The following is a 17859-nucleotide window of genomic DNA, read 5'->3' as shown; positions in this document are numbered from 1 at the left end:
TCATGATTAGGAATTGAAGGGCAATGACGGTCTCACCCGTCTTCTTTAAACGTGCTTGAATAAGGCCAAGCCATCCAAGTCTATATTTTGAGATTGTTTGTCTTTTTCTCTTTGCATCTTTATTCGACAAGAGAGGCAAAAAAACCTTTTAGGTACAGGCAATATTGGGTTGTTCAGTAGCTTCTAAGTAATTCCTAAACAATTAAATTCTAAAATGAAAAAACTCGCCTACAGCAGCGAGTTTTTTAGTATTTATCCTATTTTATATCAAAAAATATATTCTAGTCTTCGGGAATTATCTCTAATAAATTCTGTACTGCTAATTCTGGTTGTAAAGATTCTAAGAAATCTAGAATATTGGTTTTAGAATAAGGATTGGCATCAATATCATTATGAAGATCATAAGTTTGAACAATTATTGTATACTTTTCATCATTAATTAATATTTCCGAAACAGCTATGATGTATTTATTTTCTTGCATGTCACTAGATGTTTCAGAGGCTGGAATGAGACTACAGTTCCCTACTTTTTCAATTACATCATGGTTGTCTTCAAGGTTAACTTCACCTTTAAAAATTTGTGTGAAGTAAGAATTATGTTCACTTTGAAAACTTAAGGCTAAGGTAATTTCCTTTGAAGAAGCGGAATCATTGTATTCACCGCTTTTTGACCAGTAATTTAAACTAGCTTTCTTCAGTTTATACTTTTCTGGATTGTTAGTTATAGATAGTTGTAAATCATTTATTGCTTCATTAGAAAACATTTTCCGACTACTGTTATTGGCCTTCCCATTCACTATATTATCTAAAGAATTATAGCCCTCTGTTTCATTTTCTGCCACAGCAGAGTAATTGGATTGGGAGCTACTATTAAAGTTTAAAGTTTTTAATAACGGTAAGCTTAGTATGATAAACAAAGCAATTGCGGAAGCCAAAACGGTGTAATACACTCGGTCAATCTTTTTTGTTGCACGTTTATTTGCTACTTTTCTCCGAATTTGCTGACTTTCTTCTGGTGAAAAGTGTACATGTTTATTCAAGTATCCCTGTACCTCTTCTTTCACATGTTTATCGAACTGGTCCATAAGCATTACTCCTTTCCAATTTGTTTTGAAGAATTTTCTTTCCACGAAGTAATCTGGATTTAATCGTATTAATATTTACATGGAGGATTTCACTAATTTCAGTCATACTCATTTGCTGATAATAATAAAGGATGAGTACCTCTTTATATTTTGTTGGTAAATTGGCTATTTGCTCTATCATAGTTCTTGAAGTCTGTTCATTAATAAATTGTTCTTCAGCAGATGGTGCTGTGAAAATAGATGAAATAATCGGTGTATAAATCAGTTTTTTTATGCTCCAACGTTTTTTATAATCCTTGCATTTATTAATAGTAATACGAATTAACCAGGTCTTATAGCTAGATTCATGTCGGAAGCTAGATAACTTTTGATAGCAGGATATATAGACTTCTTGAATAATATCCTCACATTCGGATATATCATTTACATATAAGAAAGCAATTCTTTTTAAATCGGTTGCATAGTCTTCCATCAGTTGATCTAGAATCATATCTGAGGAAACTTCTGAATAATCTCCTTCAAGATCTATCACTCATTTCCCCTCCTTTCATAAATTAGACGAGCCTCGAATTGATATTGACTCATAAAATTTTATTAAAAAAAGAGTTGCCTAAGCAACCCATGATGTTCAACAATATTAAGCGTTCGTGCGAAATCGAACTTCATTGATCTGGTCTTTTGCTGTAATGGTTGCATTTGCAATAGATTTAGTCATTTGTTCTTTTGAAATGTTTCTCCAGTTTTCATCGCTTTTATTAGAACAATAGCTATATGTAATTCCTCTGGATGAAGAGATAACAGCTCCTAGACCTTTTTCATCGAAGAAGACAGCCAAATCTTCTGCTTGTCCCCCTTGTGCTCCTAACCCAGGAACTAAAAAGATGGAGTGTGGTAACAGTTCTCTTATCTTTTTTGCATCTGATGGATAGGTTGCTCCTACGACGGCGCCGATAAATGAGTAGTTATTTTCGCCTTTAGTTGCTGCCGCTAGAACACTTATGTCTTGAGCCATTTGCATGTATAGGATTTCTCCATTTTGTAGCTTTAAATCCTGAATTTCGAATGAAGAAGGATTGGATGTTTTTAGTAACAAAAATAGCCCTTTATTGTTTTCTTGTGCAACTTCAATAAAAGGGGTGTAGCCGTCACTTCCTAAGAATGGATTTACAGTGACCATATCACCTGACATAGGTCCATTGCTTAAAAATGCTTGTGCATATGCTTTGGAAGTGGAACCGATATCTCCTCTTTTTGCATCGTTAATGACAATCACGTTTTTTGAACGAGCGTACTGAATTGTTTCTTCTAAAGCTTTAATTCCTGCACTACCGTATACTTCGTAGTAAGCAAGCTGGGGCTTTACCGCAACTACATGATCACAAACTTCATCAATAACAAACTTGTTAAAGTTTACTATGGCATTACATATTTCTTCTGTTGTTTGTGTATCCTTATTTAATAAAAAATCTGGGAAATACGCGATATCAGGATCTAATCCAACTACTAAAGCTGTATTTTTTCTAACACTGTGTTCAATCAATATGTCTGCGAAGTTTTTCATATGTATAGGCTCCTTCGGATGATGTGGTATATATTTACCTTATCATCAATAACCGAGTTTTACATCATGTTATTTGGTAGTTTTTTAATCAATAAATGATTGGAAATTCAAATATTAGTGCTATGATAATTGTAATATATTTGAAGGGATGATGGGTGGAACATGAGCAAATAATTCTATTTTACACGTAAAATGTATACGCATTTTCACTTAAAATAGGATTAGTCTGTCCATTTATTATACTTGTAACATTGCCTATTCCTAGGCTTGTTTGATAATGAATAAATCTAATCCTTCTGACGTAATATTCAGAGGGATTTTTTATATGTTGATGCGAATACATTCAAACCAAATAGATTGGAATGATTGTATGCACATAGAGATTAGGGATTTGAGTTTTGGGTTTGATTATCTGAATGAACCGATATTTCAACATGTTCATTTGAACATAGATGCTAAATGGCGACTTGGTTTAATCGGAAGAAATGGTCGTGGGAAAACAACATTATTAAACTTACTTATGCAGAAATATGCTTATGAAGGTGAAATAATCGGAAATGTAGATTTTGTTTATTTTCCACAACATATTTCGAATAAAGAAAACTTAACTTATTATGCATTGGAAGAAATAATGCCAGTTGAGTTGTGGAAGCTAGAGCGAGAATGTCAATTATTATCTTTGGATAAAGAGATTTTGTGGAGACCATTTGAGCAACTGTCAGGCGGTGAACAGACGAAGGTTTTATTGGCAGCGCTTTTTTGTGAAGAATCAAGATTTCTACTTTTAGATGAACCGACAAATCATCTTGATATAAGCTCTAGAAATATCGTATCGGAATATTTGAAGAAAAAGAAAGGCTATATTGTTGTAAGTCATGACCGAAACTTTATAGATGGAGTAGTGGATCATATTTTAGTTATTGAAAAGAGTCGGATAAATTTATTTAAAGGGAATTTTACAACGTATGAAAAGCAAAAAGAGTTAAGAGATCAGTACGAGCTAGAACAAAATAGTAGCTTAAAAGCAGAAATTGATCGGTTGAAACAAACATCAAAAGAAAAGGCAGACTGGGCACATCAGCGAGAAAAAGATTCCGGAGATGATGCATTTGCTAATGCACGAGCAGCTCGAATGATGAAAAAATCAAAAGTGATAGAAAAACGAATGCAGTCAAAAATTGAAGATAAAATGAAGCTACTAAAAGATATTGAAAACGTAAGTGCTCTTACAGCAAATTGCATTTTTAGCCATCGAGACCCGGTATTACGCATTAAAAATTTATCATTAGGCTATGGAGACAAGTTGCTTTTTCAACCTGTCACATTTGACATCTATCAAGGTGAGCAAGTAGCACTAGTTGGACCAAATGGCAGTGGCAAAACAGCATTATTGAATTATTTAATCCAGCAATCTTTCTCAGGAGTAGTAAGTGGAGAGCTTTTTCTCCCTCTAGGTGTGATGAAAAGTATTGTTCGACAAAATCACGAGGACAATGGTGGCTCGTTAAAGGATTTCGCTGTTGGAAATAATTTGGATTACACTCATTTGTTGAACAACCTTAGAATTCTAGGATTTGAACGAGATGTATTTAATGTGCCTATTGAATATATAAGTAACGGTCAGAAGAAAAAAGTAGAATTTGCAAAGTCGCTAGGAATACCTGCTGAATTATACATTTGGGATGAGCCTTTAAATTATTTAGATGTGTTCAATCAAAAGCAAATAGAAACAATGATATTGGAATATAAACCTACACTTTTGTTTGTAGAACATGATCAGGTGTTTCTTTCGAATATTGCATCAAAAATAGTAGAGATTATTCCATTTTTAAATTGAATAGTTTGGGTGCCTGTAAATAGAAATATAAACAGAAAGAGGTATAGGTATGGATATACAACAGGTTTACTCTAAGAATTTTATCGGATCTTTTACAATTGTTCTCGTTTTTGTATTTTTGTTTAATATATTAATTGATAAGTTGCAAATAGTGTGGGTACCTGGCACCGTAAATTGAAAACAAAATCAAGAAAGCTGTAAGGAGAAAAGTTTATGAGAAACAGAAAGATGCTTTACTTGATTATTGTTGTCTGTGTAGTAATATTCGGGTCAGTTTACTATTATTTGATATAATCCAAAATTAGCTTCTCAATTAGTTTCCAATTAAAACATCCACTTTGGATTTTCCGAAGTACTTTTGACTTAACTAGCTACTAAAATAAAAGATAAAAGGGGAGGCTCTGTATGTTTTCTAATGAACAATTACAAGACTTAATTGAAGGGGAAATCGTATTCGTAATTTGGAATGTGAAGCAGAGTGGAATCATTTTGGCAGTGGATATGCATCTTTTGTTGAATTTTTTTGTTATCAAAAAGAAGATGTTGTAGTCGTAGAAGAGAAGCACGGTCAGAGAACGGTAAAGGCAGAAGGGGTTTATTATTGATATTTGTCGTTTAGCGCCTGTAGCAATCATTGGCGAAGATGGCAGGAATAAAACAATTCGTATTGAAACGAATGAAGTAGTTGGTGGGGCATATTGTTCTTTACTTGGAGGTCCAAATCTATTAAATTTAAGTGAGAAATTCCAAACAATTGAAAGAGAATTGAAACAAGTTTTAAAAGAGTTTGATTATGAACTGTTAGAGGCTGAAAAAGTGAATCAACCTTTGTCTTTTTCAACGAAAATTTCAACGATATATAGTGAACCTAGAAATTATTTAGTCAAGGATGCTATTTTTTATTGGGAGGATTAGTTTGCGTGCCAGTCACCGCATTTGTGAAACTAATTTTAGTAAGAACCTTATAATATATTAACAAGCACATTGAATAGTTTGGGTGCCTTGCGCCGTAAATTATGGCACTAAAATTTACATCGTATTAAAATAAACTTTACCTTAGGGGAGAATGACATGGAAGCTTTTGCAGAATATTTATCGCAAATTGATAATCCACAACATATGGAACGAACGAAAGAAGTTTTGTCTTGGGTTACTAGGGAATTTCCAAACTTAAAACCAAAAATTGCGTGGAATCAGCCTATGTTTACCGATCACGAAACATATATTATAGGTTTTAGCATTTCTAAAAAACATTTGGCTGTTGCCCCTGAAAATGCGGGAATTATTCATTTTACAGAAGAAATTGTGCAGGCGGGTTATGATCACACCAAGCAGTTGGTACGTATCCCATGGGACGGTCCAGTTGATTTTTCATTACTTGAAAAAATGATTGAGTTTAATATTTTGGATAAGGCAGGCTGCCCAACTTTTTGGCGGAAATAAAAAATGGGCGATTAGTGTTTAATGCCAGGTTAATTGCACCGCAGAACGTACAGGTCAGGAGCTACTCGATGTGAAACTAATTTCAGTAAGAACCGTATAATGTATTAACAAGCACATTAAAAGGGGGAGTGGAAGCTGATTTGGGTATTTCTTGTAGCTATAGTGGTGATATTAGTAGCATTAAGCGTATTGTTAGAAATGCGTGAAGAAAAAAGCAATAAGAAGCCGGTGAGAAGCCAAAAAGAAATGCAGGAATTGGAAGATATAAAAAGGGATATGAGGGCACACGACGCTGGTAATATCGATAATTTCACGAATTAGTGGACAATTTTACCGATAAAGTATTTTTCTTATACTTAATCCAAGACCAAAAATAACTTATATTTTTTGGTCTCTTTTTAGTTAGTAGATTATTAAGTCGCAGTTTTGTTTGGGAGGATGCTCTAGTACAATGTCAAATCTAATAAATTATCAGTGGAGAATAACGAAATACAACCCTGCTTTCAGAGATGAAGATGGATACTACACCCTACAAAAAGAGTGGACGTGTCCTTCTGAAATTGGAAAAGTAATAGATGGAAAAGAATTCACTTTAGTTGAATATCTCGGTGTTGAGACGGCCTATGTAAATACCGTAATGACTTTTTTAAGTGAATATGGACTTAGTTCTTTGAGAATTTTACAATTAACTAAAATGGATGTTTCCAAGGAAGATAAGGTTTCCATCTTGTATGAAACAGAATTTGATGAAATGGATTTACAGGAAGACAAAGAGCTGAATGAAAATGAAATTCGTATTATTTGCAAAATGATTTTAAGGAATTTTGTAAGCTGCCAGTTGTATTCAAAAGGTGCATTTTTTGTAGATTTTGGTTGGGATTATTATATGTATATTGGTTCAAGTACAAAGTGTCCATCATCCATAAAATTTGCAAACGAAAGTGGACTATTCGTAGAGGAAACAAAGTCACCATATTATTTCTCTGAGGAAGAAACAACTAGAACGGTTCAATGGAATGAACAAAAAGATGAGCATAAATTGGTTGTAGGTGAGGAGGAAATTACTGATATTCATATAGATGAATTTCGTAAAATATTTAATCTATCAAAAGACCATCCGGTAATTGGTTCATTTGAAATAACTAATAAGCAAGCTGTATTCATTCAAAAATTCTTGAATCATAAGATAGACTTTTCTAAATATGAATATGGATTTTGGGGCGGTAACTAAATAATCTTTTGTATAGTCAAGTATTATGTTCTTATTCGATTCTATTAATCAAAATTTTAACCATGTTTATTTTAAAGCCCTAATTGTTGTAGATTTGTAGAAGAGTCGTACCATTTATAAAAAGTTGCGAATAAATACCCCCTTTGGATATAGTTATACAAAGGGGGTAATTTATTTATCTCAAAACTCACTGTAAACGATTAATCCACAAATTCGAGATTTATATCACCATTATTTGCGCTGACTTCTAACGTCTTATCACCACTGCTTTTATTTTCGGGCAGATTATTTTTACCTTTGGAAGCATCGCTAGTAATATTAAATGCATCATATGAGCCTATAATAGTTCCAGTAATATCTCCATTTTTTGTTTTCAATTTAAGTGCCTTGTCCACCGCAACTTTTGTCACTTCTATATTACCATTTGAAATGGTTGCATCGATGGAACCTACTGCATTTACACCGGACAAAATAATATCATCATTTTTGTTTTTCAGTTTCAAATTATCGCTAACCGAAGCATTAGTAATTTCTATACTACCGTCTGAAGTTGTTGCTTCAACCGAACCATCAATGTTTACATCAGATAGAATAATATTAGCTTTAGATGTAATTATGTTTACCCCGCTAGAAATACCACTTGGAACAGCTATCTGTACTAAGCGATAAGCTTTATCTGTGTCCAGCCCCACATAGTCTTTCCAATCCTTGTCAGTAACCAATTTCATTACTAATTCGTTTTCTTCGGTAATATTAACTTCATAGGATTCCTTATCACTCTCAAAATAAGTAATATGAATCTTACTGTCCATTGATTCTACCAGTTCAACCTTACGATCTCTATCAGACAGAGATATTTGCGTAACCTTGTCCGCGTCTATCGAATAACTTTTCTCTTCGTAAGAAATTGACTCTTTTTGCGTGGCACAAGCGGAAATAAAGAATACTAAGCCAAGAGTAACACAAACAGCGGCAGCTTTCTTAAAAGTATTTTTCATAAATTATAACCTCTTTCTTATTAATTTTAATTTGATATTTTTAACAACCCATGTAGTCAGTCCCAATATTTTATTAGAAACGATTTTAATTGGTTTAAATGCAACTATACCAATACCAATAGAAATCAAACTGCAAATAAACATAAGTAAACTAATTGGAATATTACTACGGAAATCAACGATCGAAGCAATAATTCCAGCTACACCTGCCAAGGCAAAGGAAAAATCGAGCAAAAATAACGAGATAATCACTAACCAAACAGTCGCATAAAATGCCAATATTAGTGCCAATAAAGTAATGATTAATGGTGAACAGATAAATAAGAGTACAATTTCTAATTTAGAAAGTGGTCGACTAGGAATTATGAGCTTAGGTAGAGGTGTAGCTTCAATCATTTCTTCTTGTGCAATTTCTTCAACGTTTCCAAGGCCACATACCGCATCTACTTCACTCATTCCATCTTCCATACGATCGTCAATTATTTCTGAGTAATACGCAAGAGATTTGTTCATTTCACTTTGAGGTAGTGCATTAAGTTTAGTGGCGAGTTCTGCCAAGAATTCTGATTTATTCATATTCTGCTCCCTCCTTTACAAATTTATGTAGTGCTAAAACAGACTCCCAATCATTTAGAAAGTCATGAATTTTTTCTTTACCTTGTTGCTTTATTTTGTAATACTTTCGCAATCGGCTATTGTGTTCAACCATATAAACTGAAACACAATCCTGAGCCTCCAACCGCTTTAAAATTGGATATAGTGTGGATTCCGCAATCTCAATATGTTCCGATAAATCTTTAACTATTTTGTATCCATATGAGTCCTCTTTTGCAAGAACGGTTAACACGCAAACTTCAAGCAATCCACGTTTTAATTGTATATCCATATCATCACCCTTTGCTAGAAGTTCCAATAGTAGTACTTGTTGATACATCATACTACGCAACGCATAGTATAGCGAATAATTTGTTTAAAAACATCTTTTCCTGTTTCTTTTGTATAATAAAAAAGAGTGTTTAAACAGTTAACAAAAGGGCATTTTAAGGAGTTAAAAATGATTATTATAAGGCAAACTTATTGATAAAAAGAAACAGTTTTTAGAATTGTTGTTACCTGCAGATGAACAGGAAAGTATGATCGATCTTTACTTGAATAGAGGAGAAATGTACGTTTTGGATGATGGTTGAGTTAAAGTAGTATGTGTCGTAACTGATGAAGGAGAAGGCAATTTTGAAATAAAAAACCTTGCCACTGATCCTTTATATCAAGGAAAAGGTTATGGCAAGAAAATGGTCCAATATATTTTTAAACATTATCAAAGCAAAGGACATACGATGTATGTAGGAACTGGTGACAGTCCTTTAACAATTCCTTTTTGTAAATCTTGTGGCTTTGTTATCTCTCATCAAATAGAAAATTTTTTCACTGAAAATTATGACCATCCTATTTTTGAAAACGGAGAACAACTAAAACATATGGTTATTTTGAAAAAGTTCTGTAAGGGCGCAATATGAAATTATTACCTCTCCAAATATATACAAGGAACGTGTGTTCGTGTTAATGTACTCTTATGGAAACTTGAATAGGAGGATTAATATGGAATTGAAGAATATAAACATTAAAGCGCGTATGGAGCATTATAAAGTGCCGGGTTTAAGTGTTACATTAATTGAAAAGGGTCAAATAAAAAATACAGTAAACGATGGTTTGTTAGAGACAGGAAGCACTAAAAATGTAAATAGAAATTCTAGTTTTAGTGCTTGTTCTATCAGTAAATTCTTAACTGGAATGCTAGTTGTGGAATTAACGGAACAAGGTCTTCTTGATTTAGATGAGGATGTAAACGAAAGGCTTGTATCGTGGAAAGTACCTGATAATAAATTAACGAAAAATAAAAGAATTACACTACGAAACCTACTTAGTCATCAATCTGGAATTATAGACCCAGAAAATAGCTTCACTGATCTTAATTCGCTGTTAGGCATACCCTCAATGGTTGAATTATTAAATGGGAAAACATCTTATTGTAAATACCCAATTGAAGTGAAGTATGAACCTGATAGTGAATTTCACTATTCAGATGCAGGATTTTGTATCATTCAGCAACTAGTAGAAGACGTCACGGAAAAACCGTTTAGGCAGGTTATGCACGAACGAATATTTAAACCATTAAATATGGAAAACAGCACATTAGATACAATAACCTCAGAAACGAAAAAAGATGATTTCTCTTGTGGTCATAACAAACACGGAGATTTAGTAGAAGGAAAATATCCTATATATCCCTACCCAGCTGCTTCTGGACTTTGGACAACTTCTTTAGATCTAGCTCAGTTGGTCATTGAATTAATGAACGCACTAAAAGGGAAAAGTAGGATTGGAATTTCTGCAAATTTAGCAAAAGAAATGATTACACCTCAGTTAGGAAAGGAGTGGACTGGTCTTGGTGTGTTTTTAGAGGGTTCGGAAAAAGAACTTGAAATCACATCATTAGGTTGGGGAGTAGGCTTTCAATGTATGATGGTGGCTTTTCCAAATTTAGAGAAAGGCGCAGTCATAATGACAAATGCAGAGTTAGGTGTTCATCAAATGGAGGGGATTATAGGAGAAATATATAAATCCCTTATGTCTTAAAAAACGTTAGTTTTCTTAATGTTGAAGTAAAACATTAAGAGGAAAAATCCAAAAAGAAGGAAGTGCTAATCGATGAATTTAGAAATGGTTATGCAGGAGCTTGAAGAGCTTGGCAAGGAACGAAGTAAAAAAATGTATATATCCAATGGTGCGCATGAGCCACTTTTTGGTGTGGCTACAGGTGCAATGAAACCAATCTTTAAAAAAATAAAAATTAATCAGCCTTTAGCTGAAGAGCTTTATGCCACAGGTAACTACGATGCGATGTACTTTGCAGGCATTATTGCAGACCCAAAAGCTATGACGGAGTCAGATTATGACCGTTGGATTGATGCAGCGTATTTTTATATGCTGTCCGATTATGTAGTGGCCGTAACGTTATCGGAGTCAGATATTGCACAAGAAGTTGGTGATAAATGGATTGCAAGCGGAGAAGAGCTGAGAATGTCAGCGGGCTGGAGTTGTTACTGTTGGCTTTTAGGGAATCGGAAAGACGTTGAGTTTTCAGAAAGTAAGATTTCCAATATGCTTGATATGGTACAAAATACGATTCATGATTCGCCAGAACGAGCGAAATCCGCTATGAATAATTTTGTATACACTGTGGGGACTTCTTATTTACCGCTCCATGAAAAGGCAGTCGAAACTGCAAAGGCAATAGGTATAGTAGAAGTCAAAAAGGAAGAGAAAAAAAGCGGTTTCCTAAACGCTTACGAAAGTATTCAAAAGGAAGTCGATAGAGGAAGGATTGGTTTTAAACGCAGGCATGTAAGGTGTTAAAACTTTTTGTGCCAGCGCTGGAAGGGGCTTTTTTAATGAAGAAACTCAAAATATTTATTTTTATATCTCTAGCGGTATTTTTCTTCCTAATAACTATATATTTATTTTTTTACTTTCTCGAAATGAAAGTACAAGGAGAATATAGAAAATATGATTCAGGAGTTACTATTGAGGTAAATAACTTAAGTAATAAAGCGCTACCTGATCTCAAGTTTCTATATAGCAACTCTACAGAGGTAGGAACAGTAAAAAGTCTAGAACCTGGGGGAACTGCAAAAATAACAGGAAACAGCAAAGAAATAAAAGGAAGTGATATAAGTTTATATTTGAACTATTACATTGAAAATGGTGGAAAAAAAAGAGGATAGTATAGCTTATTTTAATATTAGTGAACCGACAAAAGTCGTTGTTATTTTAGATATACATGAAGTAGTAGATCCCCTAGGATTTTTAAAGTATGAATATAGAGGTTTTGATGGTTGGTGGCAATATGGACCAGAGGAAATTAACTAAAGAATAAAAGGTCTGTTGACGATTCAATAGACAATAAATCCTTTATAGGGGCGGTTTAATATGCCGAAAATTGACAATATGCTAGCGATTTTATGGATGCTTAGTTCAGGTGAAAAAATTACTGCGAAACAAATTTCTGAAAAGTTAGAGATGAATATAAGGACTGTGTATCGTTATATTGATACACTTTCAATAAGTGGTGTACCAATAATTTCAGACGCAGGACATAACGGTGGATATACTTTATTGAATAATTTTATTGAAGCCCCTCTTTTTTTTGATTTTGAGGAGCAAACATCACTATTTCATGCTGCTGTTTTTGCAGAAGAAGCAGGATATTATGGAGGAGAAGCACTAAATAGGGCTGTTTCAAAGTTAAGCAAATACTGTAACAAAGAGCAGGGAAAAAAGGTAAACCAACATTTGGCCAGTCTTGAAGTGATAAGTCGAATGGGATCACTTTCGCTGGGACCATTCTTGAAGGAGTTGGAGCGGGCCACAGCTGACGGATGCTCTGTAAAAATTCGATACTATAAAAGTGGAGAAGAACAATCAAAGTATAGAGTGGTTGATCCATACAGAATTATTTATTGGAATAATAAGTGGTATGTGATTGGGTTTTGTCATCTTAGGAATGATATACGCAGTTTTAGAGTGGAGCGAATTGAAAGTCTAATGCTAACTGGAAATAAATTTAAACGGATAGAAAAATTTTCGGCGCAGGACCTTTTTTTGAAAAATCTTCTCCCCACTATGGAAGATGAGGAAGGAATTATTTCCTTAGTTATTAAAGGAAATAAAAGTGCGTTGGATGATGTTTGTCAACACTGGTTTTTAGCGAATTACCTACAGGAACGGAATTCAGATCAAGCAGTATTCCTTCTTGAAAAAGATATAATACATACGTATGTACCTCACTTACTTTTACCGTACAATAAATCTATTCAAATTATTGAGCCAATAAGTCTTAAGAAAAGATACATTGAAGTTCTGTCGGAATTAATTCAATTTCATCAAATATGATAACTTCACTGACGTTAGCTGTCAGGGAAGTTATATTACAATAGGCTGTATCAAATGTAATTGGGGTGTTATTGGATGCAACCAGGAAAAGTTTATCTTTATGTATTTAATACAATGTCAGACTGGGAATACGGATATTTAATTGCTGAACTAAACTCAGGAAGATATTTCAAAAAAAATTTAGAGCCTTTAAAATTAGTTACAGTAGGAAATACTAAAGAAATTATTACTACAATGGGGGGCTGAGTATAAAACCAGCTATTACCCTTGATGAAGCATTTTATGAGATAGGCCTTGCAGTAGCTGATGAAAATTTGGTTACTGCATCAGGAGTAGCTCCTCTAGAATTTGCGATGGAAGTAATGAAAAAATTAGATGTATTTGCACCAGATACATTGGATTCATGGTATAACCTAAATAAGACTCATAAACCTGAATACTTCTTCCAGTTAATGGATTCAATTAATGGATGATTCTGCATGGAATTTTCCTTAGATAATAAAGATGGAACATTCTTTTTTATAAAAACTAAATCTATCCTAAAAAAGCCCGTGCATTTCAAACGAACAAAAAGTGAAAAAACCGTCCTAAAGGGCGGTTTTTTACATTTACCAGAAAGTGAGTAGAACTTTTCAGTGCACTTATTTAATTTCTTTCATAAATTCTCTGAAACTTTCAGCGATTTCTTTTGATTTTGTATGGTGTAGATAATGCCCTCCTTCAAGTGCCATCACTTTCCCATGTATAGAATCTTTGATTTGCCCTTCATGCAATGGTGTCCAGTCTTCAAAATCTACATTATTCTCTTGTATAAAGAGAATAATAGGGAGGTTTTTTGGAAATGTTAAATGCTGAGCTCCTTTAAAATTAGAAGAAATATTTTTCATTTCATTCAAGGTAGTGTCATTATTCATGTTTTTATTCGTAATCATTCTCATTTGCTCTTTTGTTTTGTCATCAAATGATAGGGAAGCATATGGGTCATCACTTACTTTTATGATCAATCTTAAGAGACCAGATTGATTGAGAAATTTATACGTTTTTAATGGGAATTTAACATCCATACCAGGTTGTGTTGGAACACTACTATCGATTCCGACAAAAGCATTCACTTCGTTTGGATATTTGTTCACATAATCCAGTCCGTAAATGCCTGCGATGGAATGGCCCATTAGAGTGTACCTGTTAATATTAAGCTCCTGCAGTGCTTCATGAATTTCACTTACAATATTCTCCGTGCTTCTCTCTTTTTCTGTTTCATCACTTAATCCATAACCGAAAGGCTCAATCGTGACAACTTTGTAAAATGGGGATAGTTCATCTACAAGCAGCTTAAAATCAAGTGCTGGTGTCGCTGTTCCAAAACCCGGTAGTAAAACGACTGTTTCTTTTCCATTTCCTTGAATTGTAACATTCATATTTTTCCCATCGACGGTTACAGACTGTCCATAGGGTTCTATTTTTTTTTGCTCCGATTTACTGCTGATCATATTAACTATAAAAACAATAGCTAGAAAAAGCACCATTACTATAGCTAAAACACCTATTATTTTAAGCATAATGTTAAACATTTTTTTCATCATTTATGCACGAGGGTGTAGTGTGACAATTGAAGCTCGCTTTCTACCTGTACTCGTGCCTACCCTCCTTTTTAGTATCTAGTCGTATCTTCTTCTACACTAATAAGTGTATTCCGGCTGCCTCCACAGCCCATTAATGAAAGCATATACGATGAAGATGTACTCCTTATGACGACATTATGAACGGAGTATGAACAAATAAAAAATGTTACGTTACCCTAAGCAAGGAATATTGTTTAGGGTAACGTAACGTGGAGAAAAGGAAGATAGCGTTTAGACTGTCCGAATTGTACGATATGAATCTTATTACTCTGTCGGTGTTGTGATTGACAAGGTGACAATGAAGGTTGTTCCTCGACCAGGTTGGCTTTCCACTCGGATGTCACCTTGATGAAGTGTTACGATCTTTTTAACGATGGCGAGCCCCATACCACTACCAGCATACTTGCGACTGTGGGAGCGATCGGCCTTAAAAAAACGCTCAAATATACGCTTCTGGTCTTCGAGGGAGATACCAATACCGGTGTCAGATATTTGGATTTTTACATTTTTAGTATTTTTTTTGATGCTGACCTTAATAACGCTGTTATTCATAGAAAATTTGATGCTATTTCCAAGTATGTTAGTCCATACCTGGTTTAATTGTTCGTAATCAGCCATTAGACTAACGGCTTCCAAATCAAGATCGAAACGAATGTTTCGAGCCGACCATTGCGGCTGGATTGCGACGATGACTCGTCTGATCTGTTCATCAAGACTAAACGTGACCAGCTGAAGTTGCTGTGAATGCGATTCAAGCAAACTCAGCTTTAATAGACTATCGCTCATCTTGGACATCCGATCTGCTTCGGCAATAATTATATCGAGATAACGGTTTCGCTCGTTATCTTCGATGTCTTTTTGCTTTAGCGCTAGAGCATAACCAGATATCGAGGTAAGTGGCGATTGAACTTCGTGAGACACATTGGATACGAATTCCCTCCTCATCTGCTCAAGTTGCTGCAATTCATGTGTCATTTCTTCGAAGCTACGAGCCAAAGTACCTAACTCGCCCTTTTGCTTAATATCCAGCTTGACGTTGAAATCTCCACCAGCTATATGCCTAGTTGCCTTTGTCATTTTCTTGATTGGTCTGACTAGGAACAAAGCGGCGGCCAAAACCAAAAGGCTTCCTGCTATTAAAGAATAGGTTGTGAAGTTCAAAATCCATTTTTTTATAAAAGAGCTGGAAGGGGGGGCAATTGGTTCAATAAACATTGCATTTATTCCCATTTCAGTTGTCAATGGCAACCCTAAGAGAGTAGTTGCAATACCATTCGGATTGACTTGAACTACTTCTCCAGCCATTACTTTTTTCACTTGTTCCATCGTCACAGTGACAGGTTCGTCTCCATTAAGTGTTCCATAAGACTGAAATTGACCAGTATCTCCGTAAATTCGAATATAATAGGATTTGAGCTGATCCATTCCACTTACAAATGTGTCCGCTTCACGTAACGGAAGTATTTCGTAAATCCGGACGATATCTTGACCGAAGTGAAGTAAAGGGATCTGCAAGTTTTCGTTCAATTGCTCTTTAAATAACCAAGTTGACAGAAAAAAAGCAATAATCGTACCTCCGATTACGGAGACTATAAATATAAGGACTACACGTGTATATAATGATCTGATCATTCGTATACCTCAAGTCGATAGCCAAGCCCGCGTACTGTTTCGATACGAAAATCGGGTGTAGTCGCGAACCGTTCGCGAAGGCGTTTAATATGTACATCTATCGTTCGGTCATCTCCAGCGTAATCGATCCCCCAAATCTGATCGATCAACTGCCCGCGAGTATATACTTGTCCAGGTGTATCAGCGAGCTTATATAGTAATTCGAACTCTTTGAGTGGCAAAGTCAGCGATTCCTTACCTCTCATCACCTTATATGTTTGCCGATCAAGGATGATGTTGCCGAACTGGATCGTCTGCGTGGAGCCAATCCGGTATCGTTTTAGTAATGCTCTAACACGAGCTGTCAATTCCAATGGATCGAATGGTTTCGTCAAATAATCATCCGCCCCAAGTTCGAACCCTTTCACTTTTTCCCATGTTTCGCCCCTCGCAGTCAGCATAAGTAGCGGAAGATCAGGATTTGCCCTTCGGAGCTCCTTGCATAACGTCCAACCATCCATATTCGGCATCATAATATCGAGTACGACAAGATCGACATCCGTTGAGGCGTAGACGATTAGTGCTTCCTTGCCGTCCGCGGCTTGAACTGCTGTGAATCCGTCGTTACGTAGAAATAAACAGACGAGTTCGCGAATGTTCGAATCGTCGTCAGCAACTAGTATAGTAGGCATCCGATCCCTCTTTCCTTGTTTTTACAACTCATATTGAAGTAATCATTATACTACAAAAAATGAATTACCCTTGTTCTTCCTATCAATTAAGAATAGGAATAGCGTTAGATGTTCCTTCGTCGATCACGATACAGCTTGAATTTAACTTCTGCTAAAAATTTCTTGACTTTGTATTCGAAGAGCGTCATATTAAAAGAGACTAAAAGGTATCTTTTGGAGGGTGTAAATGAAAAAAGGTGAATTAACAAGGCGTGCTATTATTAGGAAATCTACTTCAATTTTTAACCAAAAAGGTTATATGACAACAACGATGAGTGACATTATTCAGGAAACGAATATTCAAAAAGGAGGGATATACCGACACTTTAAGGATAAAGAACAGCTGATGGTCGAGTCTTTTCATTTTTCTACCGAAATCATGCAAAAACATTTACTGACAAGTATTTCTCAACACAAGCATGCAGCGGACAAATTAGTCGCATTTGTGGAGGCTTTTTTACAATTAAGTGAAGGAGAACCGATAGCAGGTGGGTGTCCAATTTTTAACGCAGCCATAGAAATGGATGATTTAGAAGGGAGTGCGTTACTGCCATCTATTAATAAAGCAATGGATATGATGATAAAATGGATGGCGAAGATTATAGAAGATGGTATTCGGCATCAGGAGTTAGAGCAGTCATTACAGCCATACGACACGGCGATATATATTGTGTCAACACTTGAAGGTGGCCTAGTACTAGACCGATTAAAGAAAGATGGGCAAATAACGAAAATAATCATAAATCAATTGAGGCAATATATTTCCATGATTGCGATTGAGCGGCAATAA

Annotated in this window: 19 protein-coding genes and 2 pseudogenes; 12 read left to right on the top strand and 9 right to left on the bottom strand. The window is 35.0% G+C overall.

Annotated features, from left to right (window positions below; all coding sequences use genetic code 11):
- Positions 1 to 281 precede the first annotated feature (281 nt).
- The 3 genes from RUH95_RS17265 to pyrF all read right to left on the bottom strand — a co-directional run bounded on the left by RUH95_RS17265 (position 282) and on the right by pyrF (position 2646).
- Positions 282 to 1085 carry a hypothetical protein gene (locus tag RUH95_RS17265; protein WP_313894141.1) on the bottom strand — a complete coding sequence of 268 codons (804 nt, stop codon included), beginning with the start codon at positions 1083 to 1085 and terminating at the stop codon, positions 282 to 284.
- Positions 1069 to 1617, bottom strand: a complete 549-nt coding sequence (locus RUH95_RS17260; protein WP_313894140.1) for a sigma-70 family RNA polymerase sigma factor — start codon at positions 1615 to 1617, stop codon at positions 1069 to 1071. The genes RUH95_RS17265 and RUH95_RS17260 overlap by 17 nt, the downstream gene beginning before the upstream one ends.
- Before the next feature lie 105 nt (positions 1618 to 1722).
- Complete coding sequence (pyrF, locus tag RUH95_RS17255; RefSeq protein WP_313894139.1) at positions 1723 to 2646, bottom strand: orotidine-5'-phosphate decarboxylase; 924 nt, start codon at positions 2644 to 2646, stop codon at positions 1723 to 1725.
- Between the two features lie 370 nt (positions 2647 to 3016).
- Between pyrF and abc-f the strand changes: the two genes are divergently transcribed.
- The 5 genes from abc-f (at position 3017) to RUH95_RS17230 (ending at position 7157) form a co-directional block, all read left to right on the top strand.
- Positions 3017 to 4483: a ribosomal protection-like ABC-F family protein gene (gene abc-f, locus RUH95_RS17250; RefSeq protein ID WP_397469522.1), complete on the top strand. Its 1467-nt coding sequence runs from the start codon at positions 3017 to 3019 to the stop codon at positions 4481 to 4483.
- A gap of 405 nt (positions 4484 to 4888) precedes the next feature.
- Positions 4889 to 5032, top strand: a complete 144-nt coding sequence (locus RUH95_RS17245) for a hypothetical protein (protein WP_313894137.1) — start codon at positions 4889 to 4891, stop codon at positions 5030 to 5032.
- Positions 5033 to 5248: 216 nt separating this feature from the next.
- The gene (locus tag RUH95_RS17240; RefSeq protein ID WP_313894136.1) at positions 5249 to 5398 is read left to right on the top strand and encodes a hypothetical protein; all 150 of its coding nucleotides are present in this window, start codon (positions 5249 to 5251) and stop codon (positions 5396 to 5398) included.
- A gap of 156 nt (positions 5399 to 5554) precedes the next feature.
- Complete coding sequence (locus RUH95_RS17235; RefSeq protein ID WP_313894135.1) at positions 5555 to 5926, top strand: iron chaperone; 372 nt, start codon at positions 5555 to 5557, stop codon at positions 5924 to 5926.
- A gap of 451 nt (positions 5927 to 6377) precedes the next feature.
- Positions 6378 to 7157 carry a DUF7683 domain-containing protein gene (locus tag RUH95_RS17230; RefSeq protein ID WP_313894134.1) on the top strand — a complete coding sequence of 260 codons (780 nt, stop codon included), beginning with the start codon at positions 6378 to 6380 and terminating at the stop codon, positions 7155 to 7157.
- Between the two features lie 200 nt (positions 7158 to 7357).
- Here the strand turns inward: RUH95_RS17230 and RUH95_RS17225 are convergent, their stop codons facing one another.
- From RUH95_RS17225 to RUH95_RS17215, 3 genes are read right to left on the bottom strand one after another with little or no spacing between them, the layout of a single operon-like run.
- Positions 7358 to 8155: a DUF4097 family beta strand repeat-containing protein gene (locus RUH95_RS17225; RefSeq protein WP_313894133.1), complete on the bottom strand. Its 798-nt coding sequence runs from the start codon at positions 8153 to 8155 to the stop codon at positions 7358 to 7360.
- Between the two features lie 3 nt (positions 8156 to 8158).
- Positions 8159 to 8731, bottom strand: coding sequence for a DUF1700 domain-containing protein (locus tag RUH95_RS17220; protein ID WP_313894132.1), 573 nt, complete (start codon positions 8729 to 8731; stop codon positions 8159 to 8161).
- Complete coding sequence (locus RUH95_RS17215) at positions 8724 to 9041, bottom strand: PadR family transcriptional regulator (protein WP_313894131.1); 318 nt, start codon at positions 9039 to 9041, stop codon at positions 8724 to 8726. Before RUH95_RS17215 ends, RUH95_RS17220 begins: the two co-directional genes overlap by 8 nt.
- A gap of 331 nt (positions 9042 to 9372) precedes the next feature.
- On the opposite strand from RUH95_RS17215, the pseudogene RUH95_RS17210 reads away from it, so the two are divergent.
- From RUH95_RS17210 to RUH95_RS17185, 6 genes and pseudogenes are all read left to right on the top strand, one after another.
- Positions 9373 to 9669, top strand: a pseudogene (locus RUH95_RS17210) (GNAT family N-acetyltransferase); the annotation flags it as partial.
- Between the two features lie 82 nt (positions 9670 to 9751).
- Positions 9752 to 10789 carry a serine hydrolase domain-containing protein gene (locus RUH95_RS17205; protein WP_313894130.1) on the top strand — a complete coding sequence of 346 codons (1038 nt, stop codon included), beginning with the start codon at positions 9752 to 9754 and terminating at the stop codon, positions 10787 to 10789.
- Positions 10790 to 10861: 72 nt separating this feature from the next.
- Positions 10862 to 11569 carry a DNA alkylation repair protein gene (locus RUH95_RS17200; RefSeq protein ID WP_313894129.1) on the top strand — a complete coding sequence of 236 codons (708 nt, stop codon included), beginning with the start codon at positions 10862 to 10864 and terminating at the stop codon, positions 11567 to 11569.
- A gap of 35 nt (positions 11570 to 11604) precedes the next feature.
- Positions 11605 to 11937 (top strand): hypothetical protein, encoded by a 333-nt coding sequence (locus tag RUH95_RS17195; RefSeq protein ID WP_313894128.1) that lies wholly within the window; start codon positions 11605 to 11607, stop codon positions 11935 to 11937.
- A 205-nt stretch (positions 11938 to 12142) separates the two neighbouring features.
- The gene (locus tag RUH95_RS17190) at positions 12143 to 13105 is read left to right on the top strand and encodes a helix-turn-helix transcriptional regulator (protein WP_313894127.1); all 963 of its coding nucleotides are present in this window, start codon (positions 12143 to 12145) and stop codon (positions 13103 to 13105) included.
- A gap of 75 nt (positions 13106 to 13180) precedes the next feature.
- Positions 13181 to 13578, top strand: a pseudogene (locus tag RUH95_RS17185) (type 1 glutamine amidotransferase family protein).
- Between the two features lie 168 nt (positions 13579 to 13746).
- Here RUH95_RS17185 and RUH95_RS17180 read toward each other — a convergent pair.
- From RUH95_RS17180 to RUH95_RS17170, 3 genes are all read right to left on the bottom strand, one after another.
- Complete coding sequence (locus tag RUH95_RS17180) at positions 13747 to 14688, bottom strand: alpha/beta fold hydrolase (RefSeq protein WP_313894126.1); 942 nt, start codon at positions 14686 to 14688, stop codon at positions 13747 to 13749.
- 303 nt (positions 14689 to 14991) lie between these two features.
- Positions 14992 to 16359, bottom strand: coding sequence for a sensor histidine kinase (locus tag RUH95_RS17175; protein ID WP_313894125.1), 1368 nt, complete (start codon positions 16357 to 16359; stop codon positions 14992 to 14994).
- Positions 16356 to 17030, bottom strand: coding sequence for a response regulator transcription factor (locus tag RUH95_RS17170; protein ID WP_313894124.1), 675 nt, complete (start codon positions 17028 to 17030; stop codon positions 16356 to 16358). The genes RUH95_RS17175 and RUH95_RS17170 overlap by 4 nt, the downstream gene beginning before the upstream one ends.
- A gap of 226 nt (positions 17031 to 17256) precedes the next feature.
- On the opposite strand from RUH95_RS17170, the gene RUH95_RS17165 reads away from it, so the two are divergent.
- Positions 17257 to 17859 carry a TetR/AcrR family transcriptional regulator gene (locus tag RUH95_RS17165; RefSeq protein ID WP_313894123.1) on the top strand — a complete coding sequence of 201 codons (603 nt, stop codon included), beginning with the start codon at positions 17257 to 17259 and terminating at the stop codon, positions 17857 to 17859.

The organism is Psychrobacillus sp. (assembly GCF_032154225.1).
GTDB lineage: Bacteria > Bacillota > Bacilli > Bacillales_A > Planococcaceae > Psychrobacillus.
The sequence above is the reverse complement of the archived record's forward strand: the minus strand, read 5'-3'. Positions and strand labels throughout refer to the sequence as shown.